At 51.5% G+C, this 26,375-nt stretch carries 23 protein-coding genes; 7 read left to right on the top strand and 16 right to left on the bottom strand.

Translation table 11 applies throughout. From position 1 onward, the window contains the following. Positions 1-28 precede the first annotated feature (28 nt). Positions 29-619, top strand: coding sequence for a nitroreductase family protein (locus ACOSDR_RS19045; RefSeq protein WP_420732256.1), 591 nt, complete (start codon positions 29-31; stop codon positions 617-619). Here the strand turns inward: ACOSDR_RS19045 and ACOSDR_RS19040 are convergent. The 8 genes from ACOSDR_RS19040 to ACOSDR_RS19005 form a co-directional block, all read right to left on the bottom strand. Beyond that, a complete protein-coding gene (locus ACOSDR_RS19040) occupies positions 586-2,049 on the bottom strand; it encodes an MmgE/PrpD family protein (RefSeq protein ID WP_420732255.1) in 1,464 nt (487 codons plus the stop codon). The genes ACOSDR_RS19045 and ACOSDR_RS19040 overlap by 34 nt on opposite strands. After that, positions 1,994-2,890: a fumarylacetoacetate hydrolase family protein gene (locus ACOSDR_RS19035; protein WP_420732254.1), complete on the bottom strand. Its 897-nt coding sequence runs from the start codon at positions 2,888-2,890 to the stop codon at positions 1,994-1,996. The genes ACOSDR_RS19040 and ACOSDR_RS19035 overlap by 56 nt, the downstream gene beginning before the upstream one ends. Before the next feature lie 31 nt (positions 2,891-2,921). Then, on the bottom strand, positions 2,922-3,461 hold the full coding sequence (locus ACOSDR_RS19030) for a VOC family protein (RefSeq protein ID WP_420732273.1): 540 nt from the start codon (positions 3,459-3,461) through the stop codon (positions 2,922-2,924). A gap of 43 nt (positions 3,462-3,504) precedes the next feature. Then, positions 3,505-3,945 carry a hypothetical protein gene (locus ACOSDR_RS19025; protein WP_420722414.1) on the bottom strand — a complete coding sequence of 147 codons (441 nt, stop codon included), beginning with the start codon at positions 3,943-3,945 and terminating at the stop codon, positions 3,505-3,507. Continuing rightward, on the bottom strand, positions 3,932-5,164 hold the full coding sequence (locus tag ACOSDR_RS19020; RefSeq protein WP_420722413.1) for an aromatic ring-hydroxylating oxygenase subunit alpha: 1,233 nt from the start codon (positions 5,162-5,164) through the stop codon (positions 3,932-3,934). Before ACOSDR_RS19020 ends, ACOSDR_RS19025 begins: the two co-directional genes overlap by 14 nt. Position 5,165: 1 nt before the next feature. Next, positions 5,166-5,885: a peroxiredoxin family protein gene (locus ACOSDR_RS19015; RefSeq protein WP_420732253.1), complete on the bottom strand. Its 720-nt coding sequence runs from the start codon at positions 5,883-5,885 to the stop codon at positions 5,166-5,168. A gap of 142 nt (positions 5,886-6,027) precedes the next feature. Beyond that, a complete protein-coding gene (locus tag ACOSDR_RS19010) occupies positions 6,028-7,164 on the bottom strand; it encodes an acyl-CoA dehydrogenase family protein (protein WP_420722411.1) in 1,137 nt (378 codons plus the stop codon). A gap of 269 nt (positions 7,165-7,433) precedes the next feature. After that, a complete protein-coding gene (locus ACOSDR_RS19005; protein WP_420732252.1) occupies positions 7,434-9,032 on the bottom strand; it encodes a rhodanese-like domain-containing protein in 1,599 nt (532 codons plus the stop codon). Between the two features lie 167 nt (positions 9,033-9,199). Here ACOSDR_RS19005 and ACOSDR_RS19000 point away from each other — a divergent pair, with 167 nt between their 5' ends. Next, positions 9,200-9,991 (top strand): IclR family transcriptional regulator domain-containing protein, encoded by a 792-nt coding sequence (locus tag ACOSDR_RS19000; RefSeq protein ID WP_420732251.1) that lies wholly within the window; start codon positions 9,200-9,202, stop codon positions 9,989-9,991. Positions 9,992-10,011: 20 nt separating this feature from the next. On the opposite strand, the gene ACOSDR_RS18995 is transcribed toward ACOSDR_RS19000, so the two are convergent. Both ACOSDR_RS18995 and ACOSDR_RS18990 read right to left on the bottom strand, forming a co-directional pair. Beyond that, a complete protein-coding gene (locus ACOSDR_RS18995) occupies positions 10,012-11,973 on the bottom strand; it encodes a TRAP transporter permease (RefSeq protein ID WP_420722408.1) in 1,962 nt (653 codons plus the stop codon). Positions 11,974-12,005: 32 nt separating this feature from the next. Continuing rightward, on the bottom strand, positions 12,006-12,947 hold the full coding sequence (locus tag ACOSDR_RS18990) for a TAXI family TRAP transporter solute-binding subunit (RefSeq protein WP_420722407.1): 942 nt from the start codon (positions 12,945-12,947) through the stop codon (positions 12,006-12,008). 559 nt (positions 12,948-13,506) lie between these two features. Between ACOSDR_RS18990 and ACOSDR_RS18985 the strand changes: the two genes are divergently transcribed. Then, a complete protein-coding gene (locus ACOSDR_RS18985) occupies positions 13,507-14,010 on the top strand; it encodes a flavin reductase family protein (RefSeq protein ID WP_420722406.1) in 504 nt (167 codons plus the stop codon). A gap of 258 nt (positions 14,011-14,268) precedes the next feature. Here ACOSDR_RS18985 and ACOSDR_RS18980 read toward each other — a convergent pair whose 3' ends face one another. The 6 genes from ACOSDR_RS18980 to ACOSDR_RS18955 all read right to left on the bottom strand — a co-directional run bounded on the left by ACOSDR_RS18980 (position 14,269) and on the right by ACOSDR_RS18955 (position 21,429). Then, complete coding sequence (locus tag ACOSDR_RS18980; protein WP_420732250.1) at positions 14,269-15,096, bottom strand: ABC transporter permease; 828 nt, start codon at positions 15,094-15,096, stop codon at positions 14,269-14,271. Between the two features lie 18 nt (positions 15,097-15,114). After that, entirely contained in the window at positions 15,115-16,053 is a 939-nt protein-coding gene (locus ACOSDR_RS18975; protein ID WP_420732249.1) for an ABC transporter permease, read from the bottom strand. 36 nt (positions 16,054-16,089) lie between these two features. Next, positions 16,090-17,217 (bottom strand): aromatic ring-hydroxylating oxygenase subunit alpha, encoded by a 1,128-nt coding sequence (locus tag ACOSDR_RS18970; protein ID WP_420732248.1) that lies wholly within the window; start codon positions 17,215-17,217, stop codon positions 16,090-16,092. A gap of 34 nt (positions 17,218-17,251) precedes the next feature. Further along, positions 17,252-18,364 carry a histidinol-phosphate transaminase gene (hisC, locus tag ACOSDR_RS18965; protein ID WP_420732247.1) on the bottom strand — a complete coding sequence of 371 codons (1,113 nt, stop codon included), beginning with the start codon at positions 18,362-18,364 and terminating at the stop codon, positions 17,252-17,254. 18 nt (positions 18,365-18,382) lie between these two features. Beyond that, complete coding sequence (locus ACOSDR_RS18960; RefSeq protein ID WP_420732246.1) at positions 18,383-19,780, bottom strand: FAD-binding oxidoreductase; 1,398 nt, start codon at positions 19,778-19,780, stop codon at positions 18,383-18,385. A gap of 98 nt (positions 19,781-19,878) precedes the next feature. Further along, positions 19,879-21,429, bottom strand: coding sequence for an ABC transporter substrate-binding protein (locus ACOSDR_RS18955; RefSeq protein WP_420732245.1), 1,551 nt, complete (start codon positions 21,427-21,429; stop codon positions 19,879-19,881). A gap of 210 nt (positions 21,430-21,639) precedes the next feature. On the opposite strand from ACOSDR_RS18955, the gene ACOSDR_RS18950 reads away from it, so the two are divergent. From ACOSDR_RS18950 to ACOSDR_RS18935, 4 genes are all read left to right on the top strand, one after another. Beyond that, entirely contained in the window at positions 21,640-22,560 is a 921-nt protein-coding gene (locus ACOSDR_RS18950; protein WP_420732244.1) for a LysR family transcriptional regulator, read from the top strand. A 93-nt stretch (positions 22,561-22,653) separates the two neighbouring features. Then, the gene (locus ACOSDR_RS18945; protein ID WP_420732243.1) at positions 22,654-23,697 is read left to right on the top strand and encodes a Rieske 2Fe-2S domain-containing protein; all 1,044 of its coding nucleotides are present in this window, start codon (positions 22,654-22,656) and stop codon (positions 23,695-23,697) included. A gap of 4 nt (positions 23,698-23,701) precedes the next feature. Next, positions 23,702-24,787 carry a 2Fe-2S iron-sulfur cluster-binding protein gene (locus ACOSDR_RS18940; protein WP_420732242.1) on the top strand — a complete coding sequence of 362 codons (1,086 nt, stop codon included), beginning with the start codon at positions 23,702-23,704 and terminating at the stop codon, positions 24,785-24,787. A gap of 94 nt (positions 24,788-24,881) precedes the next feature. Beyond that, positions 24,882-26,339 (top strand): sulfatase-like hydrolase/transferase, encoded by a 1,458-nt coding sequence (locus ACOSDR_RS18935; protein ID WP_420732241.1) that lies wholly within the window; start codon positions 24,882-24,884, stop codon positions 26,337-26,339. Positions 26,340-26,375: the final 36 nt, after the last annotated feature.

Here is a 26,375-nt window from a genome sequence, read left to right as displayed (position 1 = left end):
TGCTTTTGTTAATAGATGGAGCCACTTCATGAAAAGAGCCAATGCCTCACCCCCCATCCATGACCTGCTGGCCGAAAGATGGAGCCCGCGCGCCTTTGATCCAAACGACAGTATGGAGGGAGCTGCGATTGATACCCTTTTGGAAGCAGCCAGATGGGCCCCATCCGCCAGCAACACCCAACCGTGGCGTTTTCTGATCGGAATTCGTGGAGACTCTACTTTCGCCGAAATTGTAAAATCGCTGAAGCCCGGCAATGCGAAATGGGCGCCGAATGCGGCCGTCCTCATTCTCGCCCTGGCAAAGCACGTGAAGGAGGATCAATCGCCCCTGCCCCACGCAGCCTATGACACGGGGCAAGCGGTCGCCCATCTGACGATTCAGGCACAGGCACTGGGGCTTTCAACCCATCAGATGGCGGGATTCGACTCAAAGATAGCAGATACTCTGGGGGTACCGGAGATCTATAAACCAATGACGGTTATTGCAATCGGTCGCACCGGCGACGCGGATCAATTGCTGGAGGAAGACCTGCTGGCGCGAGAAAAGACCCCCAGGCAACGTCGCGCGCGCGACCAAATCGCCATTCAGGGGCGCTGGTCGAAATCATTGGAAGACTGACCGACCGCCGCGAGAAACCCGGTCAGGTCTGTGCATTGATCTGACCGGTCTATCGCCTCAACAATTTCCTCTAAGCGAACAAGTCCCCCCTGCTCTGAAAAGCCGGGGATTCGATCCACACAATCCTGCAATTTGCCCTTGAAAGCAGCGTCAGAAAGCGGCGCCTCGACGCTGCCAGGCATCACAGAGACGCAGCGTTCCAACACACCTTTACTTCGGGTTTTCAAGCGCACCCGAGCAGGCGCAAGTTCACCGTCATTCTCCGGGTCAACGGTAATCTGTATGCGCGCCGCCCATTCCTGAATAGCCGGGTCACATATTGCCGCCAGATCAAGGTCCGCTAGGGAAACTCCACCGCGCAAGATGCAACACGCAAGGGCATAGCGAATGGAGAATTGCGCCGCGACCACCGGGTCTCGGGAGGGATCGAAGTCTCCACCAACCATATGCACCATGAAGGGGGTCACTGTAACTTCAACCTCGGAGATATCGGCCGGATCCAGGGCATTTATAGCGATCAGTTCCAAACAGGCGACAATGGCAGCATGACTGCAACTGCAGACCGGATACCCTTTCAGAATGGTTTCAAGAAAGCGGAAATCCCCACCCAGATCCTTCAACAGCAGCGCCGGATCGCCTGCCTGATACAGGGACCACAGCCCACATCGTCCCTCAAGACTTTGCTGTGGCCCTGAGATTCCGGCCTCCGCCGCCAATGCTGCAAAGACACCGTTTCGTGCGGCCAAGGCCGGTTGCAAGCGTTTGGTAAGAACCTTCTCAACATTCGATTGTTGTGACCCGGCCGCCAGACTGAGCGCAATGCCTGTTGCATGGCCGATACGGGTTTCTGGCAACCCAATCAATCGGGCAACGGCCGCAGCCGCTCCGAAAACACCGAACACACTGGTATGGGTCCATCCCCGTTGCGGCGGTTGGGCAGAGAAAGACAGCCGCGCTGTTACCTCGATACCCGCAATATAGGCCTCCAGTAGCTGACGTCCGGTCGCCTGCCTTGCCTCCGCCATGGCTAGGACCGCCGGAATAATGACCACATCGCCATGGACGGTATTGCACAATGTATCGTAATCCAATGCGGCAGCGGCATACGAATTGACCAGGGCCGCACCGGAAGGCTGCAATCTGTCACCAGCACCCCAGACAGCGCTGGGACCCTGGGCGTATTCAACCTTTGCAAGGGCCCGAATTTCGGCAACCCCTTCCTTGGAGCCGCCCGCCAATGCGAGGATCACGGTTTCCAGAATATGCCGCTTTGCCCGTGCTATAACTGTCGCCGGAAGGCGATCCAGATCAACATCCGCAACAAAACGGTGCAACTGTTTGCTTTCCCCGGTCATTGCGACATCCGGTCTTTCGTCAGCCTGAAACCCTGTTTCGGATCGTTCCAACGCCAGCAACGCTGGCCTCAACAATATCGCCATCCTTAAGCAGACAGGGGGGCTTCATCGCAAAACCAACACCACTGGGGGTGCCTGTCGCGATAATATCCCCAGGTTCTAATGTCATCCCCTGAGAGAGGACAGATACCAGGGTCGCCAGGTCAAAAATCATGTTCCGCGTGTTGGAGTTTTGTCGCATTTCACCATTCACGGTCAGCGAAATATCCAACGCGCCGGGATCGGAGATTTCACGCGACGGAACAATCCATGGTCCCATCGGGCAACTGCCATCCAACCCTTTACCCTTGAACCATTGGTCATGGCGGCGCTGAACGTCTCGTGCAGTGATATCGTTAATCACCGTATAGCCGTATATATAATCCAATACATCGGATTTCGGAATATTAACGCCCTTCTTGCCGATAATCACCCCCAGCTCGACTTCATAATCCAGATTATCAGTTACGTCAGAATGCAGCGGAATATCATCAAAAGGGCCGATCACGGTTGTTGGTGGTTTGGTAAAATACTGGGGATCCGTCGGGATCTTCATTTCCCGTCCACGGGCTTCAGATGCCTCAGAAACATGCTCCAGATAGTTTCGCCCAACGCAGAAAACATTTTTTCGTGGGCGGGCGATTGGCGACAATAATGTAACATCAGATAATGCCAGCGTTTTCTGTCCTGCATGATCTGCTTCAAAAGCATAGAGCTTATCCAGCACCCCATCGCCTTGTTCTATCAGGTCAATCATACCCGCATCTGAACCAAGCCCCGCCGCGCTGAGAATCTGAGCAACGTTCAGAACCTGATCATCGCCAAGCAAGAGACCGATTTGCACAGATCCCTTATAATCATAACTTACGAGTTTCATACGATCTCCTTAATATTTTTATAGCGGCTTATTAAGTCGCCCCAGATTGCTGCGCGGCACGACCTTTTTCAATTTTAGCGGCCAAACGAGCACGCCAGGATTCAATCGGTTCAAACGTTGGATCTGCCTGACACATTTGCAGCGTCGCCGTGCGAATTTCTTCAGCCGGAAGCGTCAAATCCAAAGGCTCTGCAACAGGTTGCGCAATGTACCAGGGCGCATCTGCAAACAATTCCAGGCGGTTCAGTTCCGGATCCCGGAAATACAGGGTCCAGGATGTCCCATGATTGATACAGCGGAAATCACTAACGCCCGACATGTCCTGCAGGCGACGGTAACACTCCTGCAACTCCTCCAGCGACCCGACACGAAAGGAAATCTGATTGACCACTTTATCGGTCAGCTCGCCGGTGCGCCCCGTGGCCAGGACAACCTGATGATGCTCCCTGGGATCGCTGCTCATGAAAACCAGCGTGCGTCCCGGAAGATCACCGCGGTCTGTCACAACCAGATTTAATGCCTCCTGATAAAAGCTGGCCATAAGATCAATGTCCCTGACAAAGAGGCCCATATGACTGAAACTTATTGTTGGCCCGACCATAATGGCATCCTCCCTAGATCGGCAGATAGACCGTGTCTTGAATGACATCGCCATCCAGAATAACAGTGCAACGCCGGATCTTCATTTGGCCCTGATCGTCCTGCACCAAACGCATCTCGTAGCAACCACAATTGGAAGGACGCCCATCAAGCCAAAGGGTGAAGCCAGCAAGTATGGACCCTTCCTCCTTTCCTTCGACAATCCAGGCAATACTGTGCAGCATACGGCGCTTATCGCGGCTTTCGCCTGATTCAAACCGGGCCCGCAAACGTCGCAAATCCTCGCCAACCAACAACACATTGTTGCCGGTTTCATACTCAGTACGACGCAAGACCGCATAAAAACCTTCAGGATGATACAGGTTCAACCAAGCCTGAAAATCGCGCTGGTCAAGAGCGCTGATATAACGATCCAACAACAAGCGCGCCCCAGCGATTTGATTAGTTTTCGGCATAGGCTTGCTCCATACTTGCATCAATGGTTTGGCCATCAGCAGGTTCGGCGATATCCCCCATGAATTCCCGCCACCCGCTCCAGAAGGCGCGTACAGCATGGTCTTCAGTCGGCCCACCATTCGGACCTGGCGTTTCATGCCCACGGGAAATGATGATCTTGCCCCCAGCCTTGGCCTGAAGGCCTTTTTGGATCTGTGCGAAGACATGAATGTCGTCGACACCCGCACGCCCCCCTGGCCCCCAAGAATAATGGAACCGTTCCCCAATCAGCCTGATTCTTTCAGAATCAGCGGATTTTGGTGCCAGAACATAATTGATCACCCGCGTGCGATCGACCGCTTCAGGGATCATGATCCGCAACCCGGTTACATCCCAGACTGGATTATATAGGGCGATTAACGAGGGGAAGACATTCAGATAAACCCGACGGCTGCGCACCTTTTGGGTAACAAGAGTTCGCTTGTCATCATGTTGATCAAATGCACCATGCCGTCCCAATTCAACGGAGAAATGACTTCCTTCCTCGGACATGAACCCGCCAGAATCTTCCATGCCGAACACTTTTGCCCGTTGAACAAAGGCATAGTCATGCAGATACTCCGCATGATAGTCGTCGACTGTGTTCTCCATCAACAGCTTCCAATTGCCGTCATAGACGTAATCGTAGGTTCCTATGGTGGTCATGTCCTCGCCAAGATACAGCGCGACATCCTTAAGGTAGGGAAGCGCGTCTCCGATATAGCGATCAAGCGGTTGGGCGTCGGGGTCCAGGCTGGCAAACACCAAACCAAAGACCTCCCCCATGCGCGGGACCTGAACAAGGCCCAGGCGCGTCATATCTAAGGCCCCGCCATATGCCTCATAACGGGGAATGGATTTCAGATTTCCTTCGGTATCATATTGCCAATGATGATACGGACAGCGAATTTTCTGACAGTTCCCTTGTTTTTCCGTCAACAACATCGTCGCCTTATGACGACAACTGTTAAAGAAGACCCGGATTTCTCCGTCTTCACCGCGAATGGCGATAACAGGCTGTCGGCCAATCAGGGCGGTGCGATAGTCACCGATCTCAGCCAGTTCGCTCGCCTGGGCGATAAAGACCCAGGACTTCTCAAAGATGCGCTCGACTTCCTGATCAAAAATCTCCGGATCGGTATAACAGGCACGATCCACAATATAGGGACCGGCATGAACCCGCTTACAGTTCGATGTCATTTCATCCTCCCGTCTTCTCAGAATCGATACCGGGAATTGCGCCCATTGCTATCTGGGGCAGCCCGATATCGTCCATCAGCCGCTTGATCCGTTTGTTACAATTCACATCGTACGGTTCACGTAACGGCCGGATACGTTCGCTGTAGCTTTTCTTAATGGTTGCATCGGTCTGCGCGCTGCGGTCCCACAGCACTTGATCCTCCAGCACTTGCGGTAGCTCAGAAGCATCCAACCAAGCGGATTTATATGTAACTATTCCAGCGCGATTGATCAGAAAGACCGGATTGTTGAAATGCGGATGAACAAAGGAGCGCTGGATAGTACCCACCAGATCGTCGATTACGATTGGAAATGTAATCCCTTCCTCTGCTTTCAGGCGGCGCGCGTTCTGCCGCTTGTCTTCCATTGTGGTATGCGGAACAATTTTTGAGCCGGGATGCCCTTCCCTTGTATAGAGATACAAGAACTCAACTGCTTCCCCATAGGTTTCATATAACCCAACCAGATTTGGGTCATTGATGCGGATATTTGTCACACAGGGCGGGCAAGCCAGGGAACCAAAGACAATCAGTACAGACTTATGATCACGATAATCTGATAGCCACACCGACTGCCCATCCAGCACCTCTCCCTTAAAATCAGGCGCCATACTGCCCAATGGCGCGCGGGAGCGAAATGTTGCAATCAGGTCCGGCCAGTGATCACTCAGCGCGCCGCCCATCGGGTCTGTCTGCCACGCTTTAGACCACGAGCCTGGTTGTGACGAATTATAAACACCGTCTGGTTCACCCAGATCCTCGGCGCCAGGATTTTTTTGTGTCATGTTCCGCTCCCCGGTTTATAGATCCGTATTGTGTCGGATCTCAGGATTTATTCAGATCATACGGCAGGCCCAGTTCTGCCTGACCAACGATACCGGCACCAACATGATGGCGACGGTGCAGCGTGTGGACCTGCAGGTCACGCACCAGACGTTCCACCGGATATTTTCTGAAAAAACCCGAACTGCCGATTAACTGTCCGATTTCTGTAATGAACTGGTTCGCGGTTTCGACGGCCAACCATTTAGCCTGATTGCTGGCGATCAGGGCCTTTTCGCAATCGACAGGCAGGATAGACGCTGCATTATAGAAAAGCAGACGCGCCGCATCGAGCCGTGCCTTCATTGTACCCAGCGCGGTTTGATAGACCTCGTTGTCTTTTTGACCCCGATCCCTCAGATAATCCCGCGTGAATTCATACAGGCCTTGTACGCCCCCAAGATAGTTCGCAGTGAAGCCAAAATTGATCTTACCCAGCCAAAGATTCTTAAAAAACCCTTCCGAATCCGCCATGATGCAATCTTCTGGAACAATGACATCCTTAAAGGTCAACAACGGGCTGACGCAGGCGCGCATACCTGTCGGGTCCCAGACACTGGCATCAATTGTCAGACCGGGACTGTTCGTGTTTACGACCAGCGTCTCCATCAACTCACTGATCTCATTGCGGACATGCACTGTCATCCACGTGCTGTGAGTTGCGTTTGTCGCATAGTGCTTAACGCCTGTAACTTTTAGGCCGCCGTCAACAGGGGTGGCGGTAGAAGAGTGTCGCCCACCGCCGGGTTCAGACCCCGCCCCGACAAAAAGATGACCTTTTTCAATCGTTGGCTGAATGAAGCGTTTAACCTGCTCGTCTGAGCCATATTCCCGTAAGATTTGCATGGCATTACAGTGAACTTGAAAACAATGTGCCGTTGCGGGACTGATGGCGGCAAGACGTTCCACAATTAGAAAAAACGATAGCGGGTCTGACCCATTGACGCCAAACCCAAGTCCCCCATCCTTTTCAGGCAGGGTGCACAATAAAAAGCCTGCCTGGCGTAGATCCTCAATATCCTGAACCGGAAATGCAGCGTCCCTGTCGTACTGGGACGCCCGATCTGCAATCCCATCGTGTGCGACGGCGTTAACGCGCTCCACCAGTTCCATATGTTTAGACGACAACCCCAGAACCATTGGTTCGTTTCCTTTCAAAATTCTTATTATTTCACTATGCGCACGTTCGTGCGTTATTTGCTAAAATAATCATGATCCTTGCCAGTGTCAATGTTGAAACCCGCAGCCCGTACTTCTTAAAACAATTCCCGAATGAACAACCTATTGAGACATCACATCTGGCACATCTGACGCGAACTCATGCTAACGCATGCAGCTCTATCTGAAACGCGATCGGCTGAAGGCTGAGGAAGACAAGACTGATTGATCGCTTTCCGACCCAGGATAAATCAATACGGCAATCGGAAGCGCAAACCAGGCTCCCCTTTCAGCTTAGGGATAAGGCCTGTTTCCCACTCAATGTATTCGGCCATCGCCGCTTTACCGCCGCCAAATTCTGAAGAGGGCGTATGCCAAAGATCCGTCGGCGGTTCCAAGGTTTCCTGGAACCCCTTGTCCAGTGCCATCCCGCTCAACTGCCAGCCCTGCGTCCCGCCGGAAAGCAGATGAACCCTCCGCGGCCAGACCGCCGCTACTTCCGGCAAAGCCCAGGCCGCCAGGACGCCATCTGGCGACGTCAGAACAATGTCTTTCTCCGGATCCAGCTTCGACAAAGCGTTCATCATCCTGGAGCGGATACAAAAATGTGCCCCCGCTATATGACCATTGAGAAATTCAGGACTGGTCGCCAAGTCTAATAACCATACTGAACCATCATCCAATTGGGCGGCCAATTTAGAGGGAGACATCACCCTGTCTTGAGAAATAACTGGCGCCGGTCCAATCGGACCTGTCGCCGGAGCGTGACAAACTTCATGTGGCGCATCGGTAAGAATATAGACCTCGTCCCGACCGGCCTTCGCCAACCAGGTCGCAGCCATAATCGCCCGCACCTTCTTATCATCAAAAACAACAATCCGGCTTTTCAGCGTGCCAACATAGCTGTCTGTGGCCTGAACAAGTTGCCCCGCAGGGGCCAGCACCGCCCCCTCTGGAGTCCCCGCCTGATACTCTTCGATGTCGCGAACATCGAACAGATAGGTAGTCCTATCGGCATCCTGGCCCATACGAAGATACGTGTCCCATGATATAGAACGAACAGCCTCACGCTCAGCCCATGCCTGCGCCAAATCCTTGGCCTGGGCCTGACCAGCCTTTCCCGGCATGGAGACGACGTTGTCGCGTGCCCGATCCACCTCATATCCGGCTAATTGCCACCCCATGGTTCCATTCCGCAACGCCATGACTGGATTAGATATCCCCCCATTGATCAGTGTCTGCGCCCCAAGAATGCTGCGCGTCCGGCCCGCGCAATTGACAACAACAACAGTCTCCCGCGACGGCAATATCTCCGGCAGGCGCAACAAAAGTTCCCCACCAGGACAATTCACGGCACCAGGAATGCTCATACGGCGAAACTCTAACTTTGGGCGACAATCAAAAATCTTCACGTTATCACCGGACTGAACCATTCGGGCCAGGGCATCCGGGTCAATATTTGGCGTATCATAATAATGCTCTACAATTTCACCGAAGGCCTTGCTGGGAACATATATACCGGAAAACGTCCGATACCCGGCGTCCGACCATGCCACCACACCACCGGCCAATTGGTACAGATTCGTGTATCCCATCTGGGAAAGAACGACTGCCGCGCGAACCACAAGATCACCATCCCCCTGGTCGCATAGGACGATACGTGTGGATTTCCGAGGAATTGCGCGCTCAACCATCAGTTCCAAACGGGACAGGGGCAGCGATGACGCAAACAGCAAATGACCCTGCGCATAATCACCCTGTTCCCGCACATCGATCAGCGCAATCTCTTCCAGATCCTCCAACCAATCCGCCAATTCATTTGGTGATACTGATGCGATCGCAGCCGTCATACTCACTCCCCTTTGAAATCATTTATCTGCGCCATTTCAGAACAGTCATCTTGCTCTGTCTGAATTGGCCTTTATTGAAAGAACCTTTTATAATCACACTGGAACATTCTAGGATTCACTCTATGATTTCACTAAGCGCCCAATAGTTCTTCAGGAGAATTTTTTTGATGGCACCAGATGATGTCAAGAATGAAAGCAATCGATCTCATGTTCGTTCCCTTGCCCGCGGGCTGGATACATTGAAAGCCCTGGGCACTGTCACCGATGGCGCAACGCTTAGTGACATTGCCGCCATCGTCGACCTGGATCGCGCCACGACACGTCGGTTCCTGTTGACCCTGTGTGATCTGGGCTATGTGCGACAAAGCAAAAAGCGGTTTTACATGGCCCCAAAGGTCCTGGAACTTGGCTATGCCTATTTCTCTACAATGTCGAAATGGGACGCGATCCAACCAATTCTGAATGAATTCTGCGATCAGACTCTCGGCACAATTTCGATTGGTGTCCAAGACAGTGATGAGGTCATCTATGTTGCCCGAGCTCAAAGTCATCGCAGTGTTTATGCCATTAATGTGACTGTGGGGTCGCGCTTTCCTATTTATTCTTCATCAATCGGACGGATCATCCTTTCCGGCCGGTCAGATGAGGACTTGCGGCACTACCTCTCCACACTCGATTTGATCAAAAGGACCCCCCATACAGTTACGGATATCGATGACTTCATGGCGGGCATCGCTACAATTCGCGAACAAGGTTACAGTATCTCTGATCAGGAAACCGAACTTGGAGTCCGATCCATTGCGATTCCAATACACGGTCCGAATGGCACCGTGATCGCTGGCCTGAATTCCAGTGTTGCAACCACCTTTGCGACTGTTGAGGATCTGATCAGCAAGTTTCTGCCCTTGCTGCATGAGGCCGTCCAGCAGATTCAACCTGCCATGCAAATTGATAAATAGTCTCTGGGTCCCCTCCATAACTAATCCGATCCTTGTTTTCGACCCGAGATACTCCTGCGCCAGATCGCACGGTCTGACAGCATTATCAGCGCCAGGCAGACCCCAGCGACGACATTGATCCAATGTGCATAGACGGACGCATCGACTGGTAACAACAACCCCAATCCAACCAGTAAATAAAGCACCCGACGGAACGTCGATAATTTCTGCCCCAGATAGCCAACGACTACACCCGATATTACCCAAACCCCCAGACTTGCCGTGACCAGGGTTAAGGCAATCTCAAACACAGACCCCTGCAAAAGAAGAGAGGGTGAATACACAAAGAGGAATGGAATCAGATACGCGACCCAGCCAAACTGAACCGCGCGCCATCCGGTTTGCATCATCGGTGCACCTGCCACCGTGGCTGCGGCAAAGGCGGCAATGGCAACAGGCGGCGTAATCATGGACATCATTCCATAATAGAAGACGAACATATGCGCCGCCATTGGCGAGACACCCATTTCCACGATTGAGGGCGCCACCAAGGTTGCCAGCAGAATGTAAACCGCTGTTGTCGGTAACCCCATACCCAAAACAATGCAAAGAATTGCAGACAGAACCAACAGGACAAGAAGATTGCCATTGGCTAAATCAACCAATCCCAAGGTCAACCCGAACCCCAGACCCGTTATGTTTAGAACCCCCATGATGGCACCGGCGGCGCAACCGATCATCAGCAATTCCAATGAGGCTTTGCCCGTATTGGTCAGCGCGGTCACAACCTTACCTACCGTTAGCTTTGTATCTTTATAGCCAAAGAGAAAACCAACAGGCAGTGTTATCAACGCGGCATAAAGTGCCGCCGTTTCAGGCTGTAAGTGCCATACGAAAAGACCAACGATTATCACGACAAAAGGTAAGAGGAAGACAAACCCTCGTTTTAATGTCGGTATCAAGAGAGGAATCAGTTTCCGGTCAACCGCCGTAATACCATCCCGAATAGCCTGCAGATCGACCATGAAGAACAAAGCAACGTAATACAGAAATGCTGGAATTATCGCCGCAAGCACAACCTCTGAATAATCAACCTGCAAAAGCTCCGCCATCAGAAATGCTGCAACCCCCATCATGGGCGGCATCAGCTGACCTCCGGTTGATGCAACCGCTTCAATGGCGGCCGCAGATGACTTGCTGTACCCGCCTTTGCGCATCATTGGGATGGTAATGGATCCCGTTGCGATAACATTGGATACGGCGCTTCCAGATATCGACCCGAAAAGTGTTGAGGCGACAACGGCAATTTTGGAAGATCCCCCGCGGAACCGGCCCATAAGAGCGGTTGACCCTTCGGCAAAAAACCGCCCACCGCCGCTTGGTTCCAACAAAAACCCAAAGAAAATGAAGGCAATCACAATGGTGGTTGAAACATGTATCGGAATTCCAAAGATACCATTTGGATCCAGCGTGACGTACGGTATCAGGCGATCCAGCGCTACATCATCCCCTTGCAATCGTCCCGGAATAAAATGCCCGACCAACGCGAAAGCCAGAAACGCCAACAGGAAGATCAGAAGAACAGTGCCTGCAGTTCGGCGTAACCCTTCTGCCACACCAATCAAAAGGATGGTCGCCGCAATCAACGTGCCGGTAGTGGCGCCGCCGTAATTCATAATGAAAACGGGAAACTGGACCATGATGTAAAGAGAGGTCGCCCCCATCACAATCGCGATCAGAATATCATACCAGGGCACATACAGCCGTTTACGTATTCCCGTTGCAGGTATTATCAGGAAAAGTGCCGGCATGCCCAGGGCAAGCATGCCGGCATAGAATTGCTCATTCAGGAAAATCAAACCAACCCGTCGATACAAGTCACCGGCCCAGGCCAATGATGCCAGCGTAATCAAAATCAACAGTGGCTTCCCGACCCATCGCACGATCCAGGGACTGGTGTACGACCCGGCTTCGTCGGCATCTGTATTATGATCGTCCGTCATAAGCTATATGTATCCCAACCAATATACAGATTCTATTGACCGATCTCTGCATAGAACTTTAAAGCGCCGGGATGATAAGGAACGCCCAGATCCATGCGCATATTTTCTGGATCAAACTCCGCCATCGCAGGGTAAGCGGCAACAAGGCTTTCTTTATTCTCGTACAATGCCTTTGTCGCAGTATAAACAGCATCTTCATCAGCGGAAGCATTGGTGACCAACAGATATTTTGACGCGATGACATTGATGGGCTTGGAGAATCCGGGATAGGCGGAAGAGGGCTCTACCGTTTCAATAAAGACACCCGGCATGGACTCGCTGGCCGCCGCCTTTGCTTCATCGGTATCTGGGATGGTGAGGAAACGAATACCGACAGAAGCATCCGCCTCTCTCGTCTTACCAGATGACAGAGAAAAATGCGTGATATCCAGTCGACCCGCAACCAGATCATCAACGGCTTTTGCGCCGCCCGCGACGGGCACCAGTGTCAGATTAGCCTTATCAACGCCGGCGGCGGCAAGGCCTGCATCCTGCATCAATCCTGCGGCGCGCTGGCGACCAAACCCTTCTGCGATACGTTTGCCGGCAAAATCAGCCGTCGAGGTAATGTCGGAGTCCGCTCGAACCATAAAGGCGGTCCGAAGCGTGCGCAGCACCGCAACAACGCGCACATTTTCCTGTTTAACGCCCTTATATTCTTCACCACCGGCCCAGGCCTGGATTAACGGCGGACTGGTCGCAATCCCAAAAACCATGGCGCCTGCATGCAGGCGCGACAGGATGATTTCTGAACCGCCTTCTGGCACCACGCGCAGATTCAAATCTGTCGCCTCGGAAATTGCCTTGGCAACCGCAGACCCTGTCAGAAAGGACGCAGACCCCTGTTGGGATGTTCCGATCGTCATGTTCTGAGCTTGTGCGGATGTTGCTGTCATAAATACGCCGGCGATTGCGGCGATAAGAAGTTTTTTCATTCTATCCTCCCACGGATCGTTTTTGGCCGGAACCCCCGGTCCATTGTCAGTTCTGCACCCCTTGCCGTCTTGTTGGGCTTTTTGCAGGTGAGATCGGTTTTCCTCTTGCGAGGAATGCGCCCCTGTTCGGGGTTCTTATCGTAAAACATAATTTGTGCGCTTAGCGCATTTTTGTGCATTATTTGTCACATAATTTCTATGGCCTGTCAATAAGCGAGTTTTGCTTGATCGCCTTTTTGAGCCTGCGACCCGGATGAATCCTAAGGGAGTAACGTCTTTTATAACGCCCCTCTACAGCATTCACTGTCCCCACGCTCATGCGGTCGCATGATGCGTATATCTGCCTCGCTCATGCGGTCGCATGATGCGTATGTCTGCCTCGCTCATGCGGTCGCATGATGCGTATGTCTGCCTCGCTCATGCGGTCGCATGATGCGTATGTCTGCCTCGCTCATGCGGTCGCATGATGTTTTGGCAACCCCATTGACATAATTTTTAGTTTTCGTTTACTCTACGCACAAACATGCGCATATCGCACAACTATTTTGAGGAACACTTTATGCGACAGAAGTTTCTGGATGGAATGAGCAGGGCAGCCACCTCCGTATGTGTCGTCACGACGGATGGACCGGCGGGCATAAACGGCATGACTGTCAGCGCGATGACATCTGTCTCCGCCGATTCTCTCAGCCCCTCCCTTCTTATTTGTTTGAACAAGGCGAGCCTGACGGCCGCTATGGTTATTCGTAACGGTGTGTTTTGTGTAAATCTATTGCGGGAGGACCAGTCAGTACTTTCCGACATCTTCTCAGGACGAACGCGGGCCCCATCCACCAATAAGTTTGACCAGATCGATTATCAACAGCTCAGCACCGGCAGCCCTGTAATAAACGGGGTTGTCGTTGCCTTTGACTGTCGCATCGCGCAAACCGTGGAATATGGCACGCATTGGATACTGATCGGCAATGTTCAGGATATCCAGCTAAGCCCAAATCAATCCCCGCTGATCTATGCGAATAGATGCTATAGCAAGACTGCCCCGATCACGCAGCCACACCACTAACCGAAAGAACCTACTTAATGGCTTTGTCAGATGAAACTTGAGGCACCGACGAGAACTGGATAGCCTCCGGGGAGCAGGTCACCTACCCTGATCTCATTGGACTGCGTCCAACGGCGAAGGCCTTCCGAACATGGCTGCTAACTGAGTTTCATGCAATTTGATGGTGCCGATCAATGACATTAGGAACGGTTGAGTTTCTTGATAACGTAGGTTTAGGCACGGCAAGTTCATAAAGTCAGAGGATATCAGTAACGCAATCTAATTCTTCAATCCACTCGCTTTGTGCAGGAACCAATCGACGATGTAGTTGACTGAGATTGTCAACAACGCGATGGCGAATGCCGGCAGGAGGGGGGTTATGTCACCAAACGAGATGAGGGCGGCATTTTCTCGCACCATGGATCCCCAATCGGCTGTTGGTGGCTGAATGCCAAGGCCTAGGAAACTTAGGGCGCTGATAAAGAGAAAGACATAGCAGAAACGCAATCCAAACTCAGCGGCCAAGGGGGCTAGAATATTCGGCAGCACTTCTTTGACCAACACATACCAGATACTTTCCCCCCGCAATCTGGCAACCTCAACATAATCTTGCACGATCACATTCATAGAGACGGATCGCGCCAGTCGGAAAACTCGTGTTGCTTCCAACAGCGAAATGACCCCAACCAGGACTGGTATGGATGTGCCAAGAATTGTCAGCAACAACAGCGCCGAAATCAGGGAGGGGATAGCCATTAAGACGTCGATAATTCGACACATGACTTGATCAACCAGGCGACCCAATGCCGCTGAAATCATGCCAAAAAAAGTTCCAATCAAGAAGGTAATGCATGTGGTCAACAGCGCAATGCCAACGGTGTTGCGGGTTCCATACATCAACCGGCTTAGGATATCGCGCCCCAGATTGTCCGTGCCTAAAAGGAATGTCTCACTCCATACTTCGTATTGATCCCCTGCAATCTCGGTCTCACCATAAGGTGCGATCACGGGGGTAAATATCCCAACAAGCAGAAAGAGTATCAGGACCGATATGCCAAAAAGGGCTGTGGCTGGTGTTGTCGTCAGAAATTTTGTGACGGTTTTCACTGCTGCTCCTTCACAATCCTATCGCGGGTGGAGGAGGCGAGGATTACTGGCCACTGATAAAACGTCCGCCAGCAAGTTCAAAAGAATATAGGTTGCGGCAAAGATCAGACTGCATGCCTGAACAACAGGCAGGTCACGATTTGCGACAGAATCCACCAACAATTGCCCCATCCCTGGATAAACGAAAACCACCTCAACAATCACCACACCAACAATGAGATAGGCCAAATTCAGCAATACGACATTGATGATCGGAGCCAGTGCATTCGGCAAGGCATGGTGCAAAATTATGCGTGTGCGAGAGAGTCCCTTCAAATGCGCCATTTCAATATAGGGGCTGGCCAATAGGTTGATGATAGCTGCCCGCGTCATGCGCATCATATGGGCAACAACACCGAGGGTCAGCGTGAGTGCTGGCAGCATCGATCGATAGAGAAATTCCGACATGCTTAGAGTGTTAGATATATTGGAAATGCTCGGGAAGAGCCCTGCCTTTACCGACAAAAACAAAATCAGAATATAGGCAACGAAGAACTCTGGTGTTGAAATGGCGGTCAACGCGGTCGTGTTAATCAGTTTATCCAGGAATGAATTCCGGTACAGCGCTGAGACAATGCCTAGAAACAGCGCCAGCGGCACCGAAATCACCGCCGCCAGTGCGGCCAGGAACATTGTATTTTCCAACCGTGCACTGATCAGTGAGGCAATGGTTCTGCCATTGGCTAGAGACGTTCCCATATCACCCGAGACAACACCGGAAAGCCAAGAATAGTAACGAATATGAGCTGGTAGATCCAACCCGAGTTGCTTTCTAAAAGCCGCCACAGTTTCTGGGGTCGCTGATTGACCAAGAATTTCCTGCGCCAAGTCTCCAGGCAATGTTTCCACTGCGAAAAAAATTAAAAGCGATACGACAAACAAAGTCCCAAGGCCAAGCAATAGCCGGGTGAGTATCATTCTATATATCAATGAGCCTCTCCTTTGGGAATCCGATCAACCGTTTGAGCGATCCTCAAATCGATGCGCGAAATATTGGATAAAATCCCAAATTGGGCCTTCAAAATCCGTCGGTGCCAGAGGTCCAAGTTTATAGTAGCGCGTATGCAGAGCCCTATGCAGAATTTCTAATTTTTCGCGATCTTCTGCATTGAAGGCGCGGCATAAGTCAACATAGTCCTTCACACTCTGAGACTCCGAGTCTGTACCAAAGCCAACAACCCCCCACCGGATAGCGACCTTCCCAACACCAGCGGGTCTAAGACACATAAACAAAGTATAGTGTGTCGCGATAGAGAGCAGAAAACACGGAAAGATCACTGATAAAATGCTGTTGCGACGCTCTGATGCCGTCAGGTCCTCATGAAAAGGGCCACGATCTGGCCATTTCGGATCATAAAAAGCATGATACGCCGTATAGGCCGGATCAAACTCTGTCTTTTTACACAATTTTGTGGGCGTAATCGGATGCAGCGTTTTCAGGTGAGTAGCGCTCAGATGATACCCTTCTGAAAAATTTTCCGCCAAGCTTTTCCAATTCGTATCCCAGACATCTTCCTCCATAAAGTTCAGATGGCGGAGTTCATGATGATAGTTCTTCATCAGCGCATCCATCTGGCCCATTTGGGGAGCAAGCGGCTCTGCAGTTCCATCCAAATTCACAAATATGAAGTTCTGCCAGATATCCGTCCTAAATGCATGCAGACCGCATTTCTCTTTAGAAAACCCAGCCACATCCTTCATCAACGGCGCCGCCTTTAGGCTACCATCCGTGCCATACACCCAGGCGTGATAGCCGCAAGTGAAGTTCCGCTGATTGCCACGCCCCTGTGCGACTAGATTCCCTCGATGGCGACACACATTGGAGAACACAGAGATGTCTCCAGATTCCCCTCGAACAACGATCAACTGCTCTGAGACCAATTCTGTAGTATAGAAATCACCCGGACTCGGGATTTCACCCACATGACCCAAGCAAACCCATTGGCTGCGAAAAATGGCATCCTCTTCCGCGCGCAATACATCTGGCGAGGTATAGAACTCTGCACTTAACGCACGGGCATTCTCTGCATCCATTGACCGGATGTCATTCAGTTCAGAGTAAAGTTTCGCATCGAGAGTCATTAGAGTCAGCCTCTTAGGTAGGGACTACAAAGGTTTAGGACTGATTATCGATCTGACGCAGAGCGTTCAGAAACGCACTCACCTCATCCGCAGAGCCAACACTGACCCTTACAAATTGAGTGTAAGGTTCTTCCAACCAAGCCTTCACAAGGACACCCTTTTTCCGCAACGCCTCTGCAACATCTGTCGCCGGACGTCCTGTATCGAAGAACACAAAATTTGCTTGGGATGGAGCACAGTGGAAACCCATCGCTTCCAACCCATCCGAAAGCAATTTTCGCCGCTCCGTTAAGGGTGCCACTGTGGATGCCAAGATCTCTGGCTCGGCAAGCGTTGCTTCGGCAGCGGCCAGAGCCACAAGATTGGATGTGAATGGGTTTCGAACTTTGGCAACCGCATCGACGAGTTCTGCATGGCTGATATATCCATAACCAACCCGCAGCCCAGCCAGACCATAGGCCTTTGAGAACGTGCGCAAGACCGCCCAGGGGCATATTGCCTCTGCCAGCGCAGCGACACTGTCAAAGGCATACGGTTCGGCGACAAATTCCCCATAAGCTTCGTCAAATATCAGTAGTGTGTTTTCGTCCAGCACCGATAGAATTTTGTTCAGATCCTCTTTCAAGATCACTGGTCCAGCTGGGTTTGAGGGCGAACTGAAAATGACGATACGGGTTCTTGGGGTGATGGCGTTAATCAGCCCATCAGTTGGAAAGCTCCAATCATCATTGAACGGAACTTTTGCTGCTGTTGCGCCCATAGACAGCGCCGCAAATTCATGCAGACCAAAGCTGGGGCACACGGTCACCACATGATCGCCTGGCGTTAATATGGCCCGATAGATGGCACCAATTAGATCTTCAGACCCATTGCCGATAATGACCTGGTCAGCGGTCAGACCAACACGCTGGCCCAAAAGGGTGCGCAGATGCATCGCGCCAGCATCAGGGTATCGATTGGCACTCGCCAATACAGATTGCATCGCCGCCAGCACAGCTTCGCTCAGCGGTGTTGGGTTTTCATTACTGTCCAATTTGGCCAAGCAGGGAATGCCGTACATAGCCTGAAATCGATCCAGCGAGAGCCCGGCATTATATTTTGGCAGGTCCGCGACGTCCTTGCGGATCAAATTACTTACCTTGGTCATGACCGTGTCACACCCATCTCAAAGATCGAAAATTTTTCCGGGATTCATGATATTCTTTGGGTCTATGGCACGTTTGATAGAGCGCATAACCCCAACAGCACCGCCAAGCTCCATGTCCAGATAAGCCTTTTTACCAATACCGACGCCGTGCTCTCCGGTACAGGTGCCCCCCATCTCGACCGCCATACGAACCAACTTTGCATTGACGGATTCAGCAATCTTGAATTCTTCTTCGCTGTCTGGATCAAACAAAAGCACCAGATGGAAATTCCCATCGCCAACATGCCCCACGAGGGGTGCTAACAAACCGGATTCCGCGACGACATCCTGAATTGAAGAGATGCATTGGGGCAGTTGAGAAATCGGCACACACACATCCGTTGAGATACCCTTTGCCCCTGGCTTTAAAGCACGGGAGGCCCAAAGAGCGTCGTGCCGGATTTTCCACAATGCGTTATAGGCATCCTTGTTTTCTGCCTTCTCAAACGATATCGCGCCATTGTCTGTCGCCAGCTCTTCCAGGATTGCGAGGTCATGAGAAACATTCGCAACCGATCCAGTCAGGTCCAGAAACAGTGTTGGCTTTTCGGGCAGGTCAGTTTTGCTATAGCGATTGATCGCATACATTTGAAGCGAGTCTGCCAATTCAATTCGATTAAGGCACAAACCAAGCTGAAGGGCCTCCACCACCATTTTGGTGGCGCCTTCAATTGTTTCGAAACTGCACATGCCCGCCTGGGCTTCCTCAGGAATGCCAAACAAACGCACGGTCAATTCAGTGATGATACACAACGTCCCTTCCGAACCAATGAATAGTCGGGCGAGGTCATAGCCTGCTGATGATTTTCTAGCCCGCTGTCCGGTTCTTATGATCTCACCGTCGGGCAAAACCACAGTCATTGAAAGAACTAGATCGCGCATAGTCCCATAGCGGACGGTGGTCGTGCCAGAGGCACGCGTCGATGCCAATCCCCCCATCGTCGCATGGGCGCCAATATCGATGGGAAAGAAAAGACCGCTGGCGCGCAATTCTTCATTCAATTGTTGGCGCGTTACACCCGCTTGGACGACGCAATCCATATCACTTGCATGGATTGCGACAATCTCGTTCATTTTGCTTAAATCGATGGTCAGGCCACCATGAATGGCCTGAACCTGCCCCTCGATACAAGATCCAATGCCGAACGGGATGATCGGCACGGAATGCCTGTTGCACAGAGCGACAACCTGGGAGACCTGTTCCGTGGATTCGGCAAAGAAAACCCCGCCGGGTGCGGCGGCTGGATGCCAGGATTCACCATGGCTGTGATGCTCAAGGATGGCATCGCTTTGTGTAAACTGAGACGGAAAAAGTTCCCCAATCTCTTTGAATGCCGCTTCAAATGAGGTGGATTTTTCAGTCGCATGAGCTGTCATGAAGGACATCTTGCTTCTCACGTAAAACAAAGTGAAATGAATTTGAACCCTGTTGGACCAGTAACCTACTGCCCCAACAGGGTATAATCACTCAGTATTTAGGAGAACCACCAACGCTCGGACGCTCTGCCGCCATCCAGATCCCAATCTGATGATAGATCACCATGCTCGACATTCGCCGCAGCCGCATCAACGAAATCCGCGAAGGCCGGCGCGATCATGCCGCCTTCTTCGTTGATGAGGGTTTGGCATTCCCAATACAATGCACGGCGCTTGTCATCATCAACTTCTGAGCGAGCGGCGATCAAAATCTTGTTGAACGCATCATTGTCCCAGAAAGTCTCGTTCCATCCGGTGGTAAGGGCATCTTTCGAATAGGCTGTGGAGAACATCAGATCTTCATTGATGCGCCCGCTCCAACGGCTCGCAAAGAAGGGTTTGTTTGCCCAAACATTGCTCCAGTATCCGTGATCAGGTTCACGCACCACTTCCAGGTTGATACCAGCCTTGGCGGCGTGCTCGCGGAACAGGACCGCCCCATCTGTTGCTCCGGAGAACGGGGTGTCTGCGACATGCAATTTGATGGTTTCCCCACTCATGCCAGCCTTTGCCATCAAGGATTTAGCACGATCTGGATCATACTCCCGTTGTGGGATGTTCGGATTAAAATATTCATAAGCGGCATTGATTGGCTGATCATTTCCCAAGGTACCAAAACCGCTCAGAATCTTATCTAGATAATCCTGACGATCTATTGCGTATTTCAGGGCCAGGCGAACATCGGGATTGGTGAATGGCGCCGTGTCAGTACGCACACAATAGGCATAGTGTGATTTCCCGGGCGTGCGGATCACTTTTACCTTGGGGTTGCGCGCAATGAGTTTCGCCGTCTTTGTATCCACAAAGTTCATTGCATCGATTTCGCCCGTGGTAATCGCGCTGGTTCGGGCGGAGGCATCCTTAATTGCGATAAGCTCGACCGTATCAAAATGGGCGCGATCCGCCTTCCAGTAATTTGGATTCCGTTTCACCTTTGACCGAATGCCCGGCTCGAAACTCTCCAGAATGTATCCCCCGGTTCCCATACCGGCGTCGAAATTTTTATCGCCATCTTGCACAATCTGGGTTTGGAAATACGCCAAGATCGACGGGAATCCAGCATTTGCGGAATCGAGCGTTACAACGACTTCATGGTCTGATGTTGCCTTGATGTCGCTCACCGCGGCCATAACCGATTTAATTGCAGAGGTCGTGTCATCCCCCCGATGAAGGTTCAGAGAATAGACCACATCGGCAGCTACGAGAGGTTTCCCATTATGAAACTCGACGCCATTGCGAATTTTAAAGGTCCAGGTTTTAAGATCTGCGCTTGCCCCCCAGCTTTCGGCCAGTTCAGGGACGATAACGCCACCAGGACCCACCTCAACCAGACAGTTTCTTACCTGGAAGCTCAAATAGGTGGTAAACCGAGTTTCGGCGACAGTTGGGGCGATCGTATCACTGGTGCTGAAGTCTCCAACGCCAATTCTAAAGGCACCGCCTTTGTTTGCCGCGTTAGCGCGCTTTGGGGATATGCCAAGCGCGCCGACTGCACCGGCACCAGCAAGTCCGCCTAAAACAGTCCGCCGATTTAGATTTCCAAATGTCATTGTAGTCTCCCATCCGTGTATAGAAAAAAAGAGCGCAACATCGTTGCTGGCAATTTTCCCCCTGATTAAACCGCTTAGGAACTGTTTTTCTTAATGAACAGTTAGCCAAAGTCTAATAGCGATTACAATTGGCAAATCCTAAACGAAATTGTAGTTTTTCTAATGTAATGTTGGTGAGAATACTGGCTCCAATAAATTTTGGGATAGGAAATGAGCACGAAGCTTCCCCCTTTGAGATCCCTTTTGGCGTTTGAAGCAGTTGGGCGCTCAGGATCTGTTTCAATCGCTGCGGGTGAGTTGAATGTCACGCCCGGTGCAATCAGCCAGCAAATCAAGCAGATCGAAGGACATGTTGGAATCCCGCTGTTCCAAAAGGATGGCCGTGGTTTGGTACTGTCAAAGTTTGGGAAGACATACCACCATATGATTGCCGCAGGGTTTGAGACGCTGCGAGAGGCTCAGAACCTTATTGTGAATGCTCAGAACATTCATGACATCTCGATCAGTGGATTGCCGTCCCTGATGATCAAATGGCTGAACCCCAACCTGCCATCGTTCAAGCCTAGCAACGCACGCACAACCTATCGCATGGAATGCACGCATATTGAGCCTGACAGGCGGCTGGTTGATACGACTTTCCGCCTTACATATGGCGAAGTGGCCTTCAAGTTTCCCCATTCCAAGGTGCTCTTCACGGACCATTGCTATCCTGTCTGTTCACCAAGCTATCTTGAAAAATATCCAGAAGCCTGCACGCCAGATGGGCTTCGTTCCTTGGACTTAATCGCTATTGCTTGGCAACCAATGCACAATGACCCGCCTGGTTGGCCAGACTGGTTTCGCGCTTGTGGTGTTGCTATGCCAAAGAAAGTTCCAATAACGACCTTCCAACTCTCCAGCCTGGCATTAGAGGCTGCGGCAAATGGGGATGGTGTTGCTTTGGGACAGGATTCATTTGTCGAGAAGGACCTGCTTCAAGGGCGGCTTGTCCGTATTTCGGACGCCGCAATAAGGATGCCTTTTCCCTACTATGTCTGCTGGAGTGGCTCTGCCCTAAGCTCTGATTCTGCCATTGAGTTTTTAGACTGGATTTCGATTGTTGGGTCAAAACGTGGCCCAAGACTTGTTTAGTGTACCTAAACAATAATTGAGAAGAATGTGGAAGCCCTTCTAGCCTATATCCAGTAATGTATACGACAGCGCAATTGGATGTAGGGCTGAATTATGTTTTTGAGAAACTCATGGTATGTAGGGGCGTGGAGCGACGAGATCGACGAGACCCCGCGCCAAATTCTCATGCTCAATGAGAAAATATGTGTCTTTCGCACTCAGTCTGGGACCTTATTTGCCCTGGAAGATGCCTGTCCGCATCGCAAACTTCCGCTCTCAATGGGACGGGTGAAGGGAGAGGCGATTGAATGTGGATATCACGGCCTGACCTTTAACTGCAGTGGCGCTTGTATCGCGGCCCCCGGTGCCGGAGGTCGTGTTCCGTCAAACGCCACGGTGAGGTCCTATCCGATTGAAGAGCGCTATGGACTTGCCTGGATCTGGATGGGGGACCCAAACTTAGCCGACCCAGCAAAGATTTTCCAAATTGAGCATTTCGACGATCCCACCTGGGGCATAAACCGTGGCAAGGCGATGGAGGTTGATTGCAATTATCTCTATATAACCGACAATCTTCTGGATCCGTCGCATGTGGCATGGGTCCATCAAACTTCCTTTGCTCAGAATGCAACACGGGATACGCCGCTGGAAACAGACGTGCAAGACGGGTGTGTCGTTGTTTCGCGATGGATGATGGATGTTGAACCTGCCCCGTTTTACAAGAAAATCGTAGAATTCGAGGGAAATTGTGACCGGTTGCAGCATTACGAGGTGCGCTTTCCCAGCCACGCCTTCATCCGTGCGGTCTTTAAGCCAGCGGGCACCGGCGGAAAGAATGGTCCAGACGATCCCAGAACCTTTATCATGGACAGCTTTAATTTCATGACCCCCATGACGGACGGCAAGACACGCTACTATTGGTTCCAATTGCGCAATGTCCGTCCCAAGGATGAAGCCCTGTCAAAAATGATGAGCGAGGGCGTTATGCAAGCGTTTGAAGAAGACCGCATTATCCTGAATGCTGTGCAGAATGGGATGAACGAAAAGACCAATCCCAATATCGACTTGGCAATTGACAATGGCCAATTGCGCTTCCGCAAGAAGCTGTCTCAAATGATCGAGGATGAGCGCAAATTAAAATCTGTCGAAGCCGCGTGATTTTATGACAGAAGGTTTTCGGCCGTTTCGAGTCGTGCGGAAAATTCGCGAGAGCACGATCATCACATCGTTTTACCTGGAACCTTTGGATGAGCAGGAAGTCACAGCCTGCAAACCGGGGCAATACATCACTGTGCGTGTGCCAGGCACAGCTGGAAAGACAGTCCTGAAAACCTATTCCGTCTCCAGCAATGTCACGAATAAGTCTGGCTATCGCATTACTGTGAAGAAGGAAGGCGCGCCAGTTCATGCCCCTGATGCCCCACCCGGTATTGGATCGTGTTATCTGCATGATCAGGTCGATGTGGGATCGATTTTAGAGGTCGCCGCCCCGCGGGGTGAATTCTATTTAAACGAGGCATCGGATCGCCCCGTGCTGCTGTTGAGCGGAGGCGTCGGCCTGACACCATTGGTGTCCATGTTTCACAGTTTGATCGAGACGCAGCGTCCAGTTTTTTTCCTGCATGCCTGCGAGAATGGCGACATTCATGCCCTCCGTGATGAGATACTAAACCTCTCAGAAGGAAATGAGAGCCGTGTTAAGGTTCATTTCGTCTATCGTGCCCCAACACCTGCGGATATCGAAACAGCCAAGCATCATTCTGTTGGATACATCACGAAAGAACTATTGCAGTCCCTTCTACCACTGGATGACTATGAGGTCTATTTCTGCGGACCGACGCCCTTCATGAAGGCCATGTATAATCTGACGCGTTCCCTCGGAATATCAGACGCGCGCATATCATACGAGTTTTTTGGCTCCGCTACGTCTTTGGTAGAGGCAGCGTCCGTAAAACCCGCCCCCGATCAGCCCCCTCAACAAAGTCAGGACGGAGGAATTGAAGTCGTTTTCGCCAAATCAGGGGTCACTGGTTTCTGGCACAATAACACCGGATCGCTTTTGGAATTCGCAGAAGATCTAGGCCTAGCACCCGAGTTCAGCTGCCGCTCTGGCATTTGCAGTACCTGTATGTGCCCATTACTGGAGGGAGAGGTCACCTATATTGAAGACCCCTTGGAGGATGCAGAGGAAGGCAATGTTTTGATCTGTTGTTCTCAGCCAAGGGGACGAATTGTATTGGATATCTGAGTGCACCGAAGGGCCTGAATTTGAAACGCCTTCGCTTTCGTTGAGTAGCGCTTATACAGAGTTTTTCCAGAAACATCAGAGCGAGGGGGAAGACGTGTCAGGGCGGAATTTTCTTGTGATTATGGTCGATGAACTCACGCTGGAGGGTATTGGGGCCTATGGCGGCATTGGTCAAACACCAGTAATTGATCGACTGGCAAATCGAGGGACTCGTTTCGAAACCGCCTATACTCCCTCTCCCGTCTGCGTTCCGGCCCGTGCCTCCTTCCAGACAGGCCTCTATGCCTACCAATCTGGAAATTGGAGCAATGCTCAAGCCTATACCGGGGCACAAAAGGGATGGGCGCATCGCATGAAAGCGGCGGGGCACGAAACCGTCTCTATTGGAAAATTACATTACCGCGCAGCGGGTGAAGACCATGGTTTTGCGCGCGAGATTGTGCCGCTATATGTGAAGGATGGGCAAGGATGGGTCTTTGGCATTCTGCGCCGCCAGGATCACACCTCTTATGATCCTTCAGGCTTCGCCAATGGTGTAAAAATCGGCGATGACCCCTATACCGACTATGACAGGACGGTCCGAGATCGCGCGGTACATTGGCTTACCAAAGAAGCACCATCGGATAGCGACAAACCCTGGGCGCTGTTTGTATCATTCTTGCGCCCACATTACCCCCTGACATGTCCTGAACCGTTTTATCAACTCTATGATCCAGATCGCCTGCCCCCAATCCGCTATTCAGGCTTTAAGACAGAGTTTCGCAACCCGGTCCTTAACGCTAATCGCACGTACAATAACTATGATGACTTTTTTACCGACGACCGTCATCGCAACGAGGCGCGGGCCTGTTACTTTGGGCTATGCAGCTTCGTAGACTCCCTAATTGGTGATGTCCTGGGAGCCTTAGAGTCTTCCGGTCATATGGACGATACAGTCATTCTGTTTACGTCTGATCATGGCGAAATGAATGGGCATCATGGCCTTTGGACAAAAATGACCATGTATGAGGAAGCCACCCGTATCCCCATGATCCTCTCTGGGCCAGGGATTCCTGTTGGGGTTCGCAGCACGCAATGCAGCTTAATTGATATTCACCAGACCGCTCTTACGGTGACAGGGCTTGGGCTCTCGGAAAATGATCAAGCCTTACATGGCAGAAGCTTGGAACATTTGGCCACAAAGCCTGATGATCCTAATCGCATTGTTCTGAGTGAGTATCACGATGGCGGCGCTATTACGGGATATTTGATGATCCGGGACGGACGTTGGAAATACATTTGCTATCCCGGTTTCGCCGCACAATTGTTCGACCTGGAAAAAGATCCGCATGAGGCAAATGACCTTGGCCTATCCAATCAACATGCCGATATTCGAACGCGCTTACACGCAAAACTGACAGAGACATTTGAAGATCCCGCAGCGATCTCTGATCGGGCCTTTGAGCACCAAAGGCAAAGAATAGAAGAATTGGGCGGTTTTGACGGGATTTACAGTGGTCAAAACTTTGACCATACCCCCGTTGAATTCATAGAAGAGGCGCGCCCCAACTGACCAGGGCACATCAATTGTGGCACCAAAGGCTCTAAC

The organism is Hwanghaeella sp. 1Z406, assembly GCF_048892425.1.
GTDB lineage: Bacteria > Pseudomonadota > Alphaproteobacteria > UBA8366 > Aestuariispiraceae > Pacificispira.
This window is presented reverse-complemented; position numbering and strand designations above follow the sequence as displayed.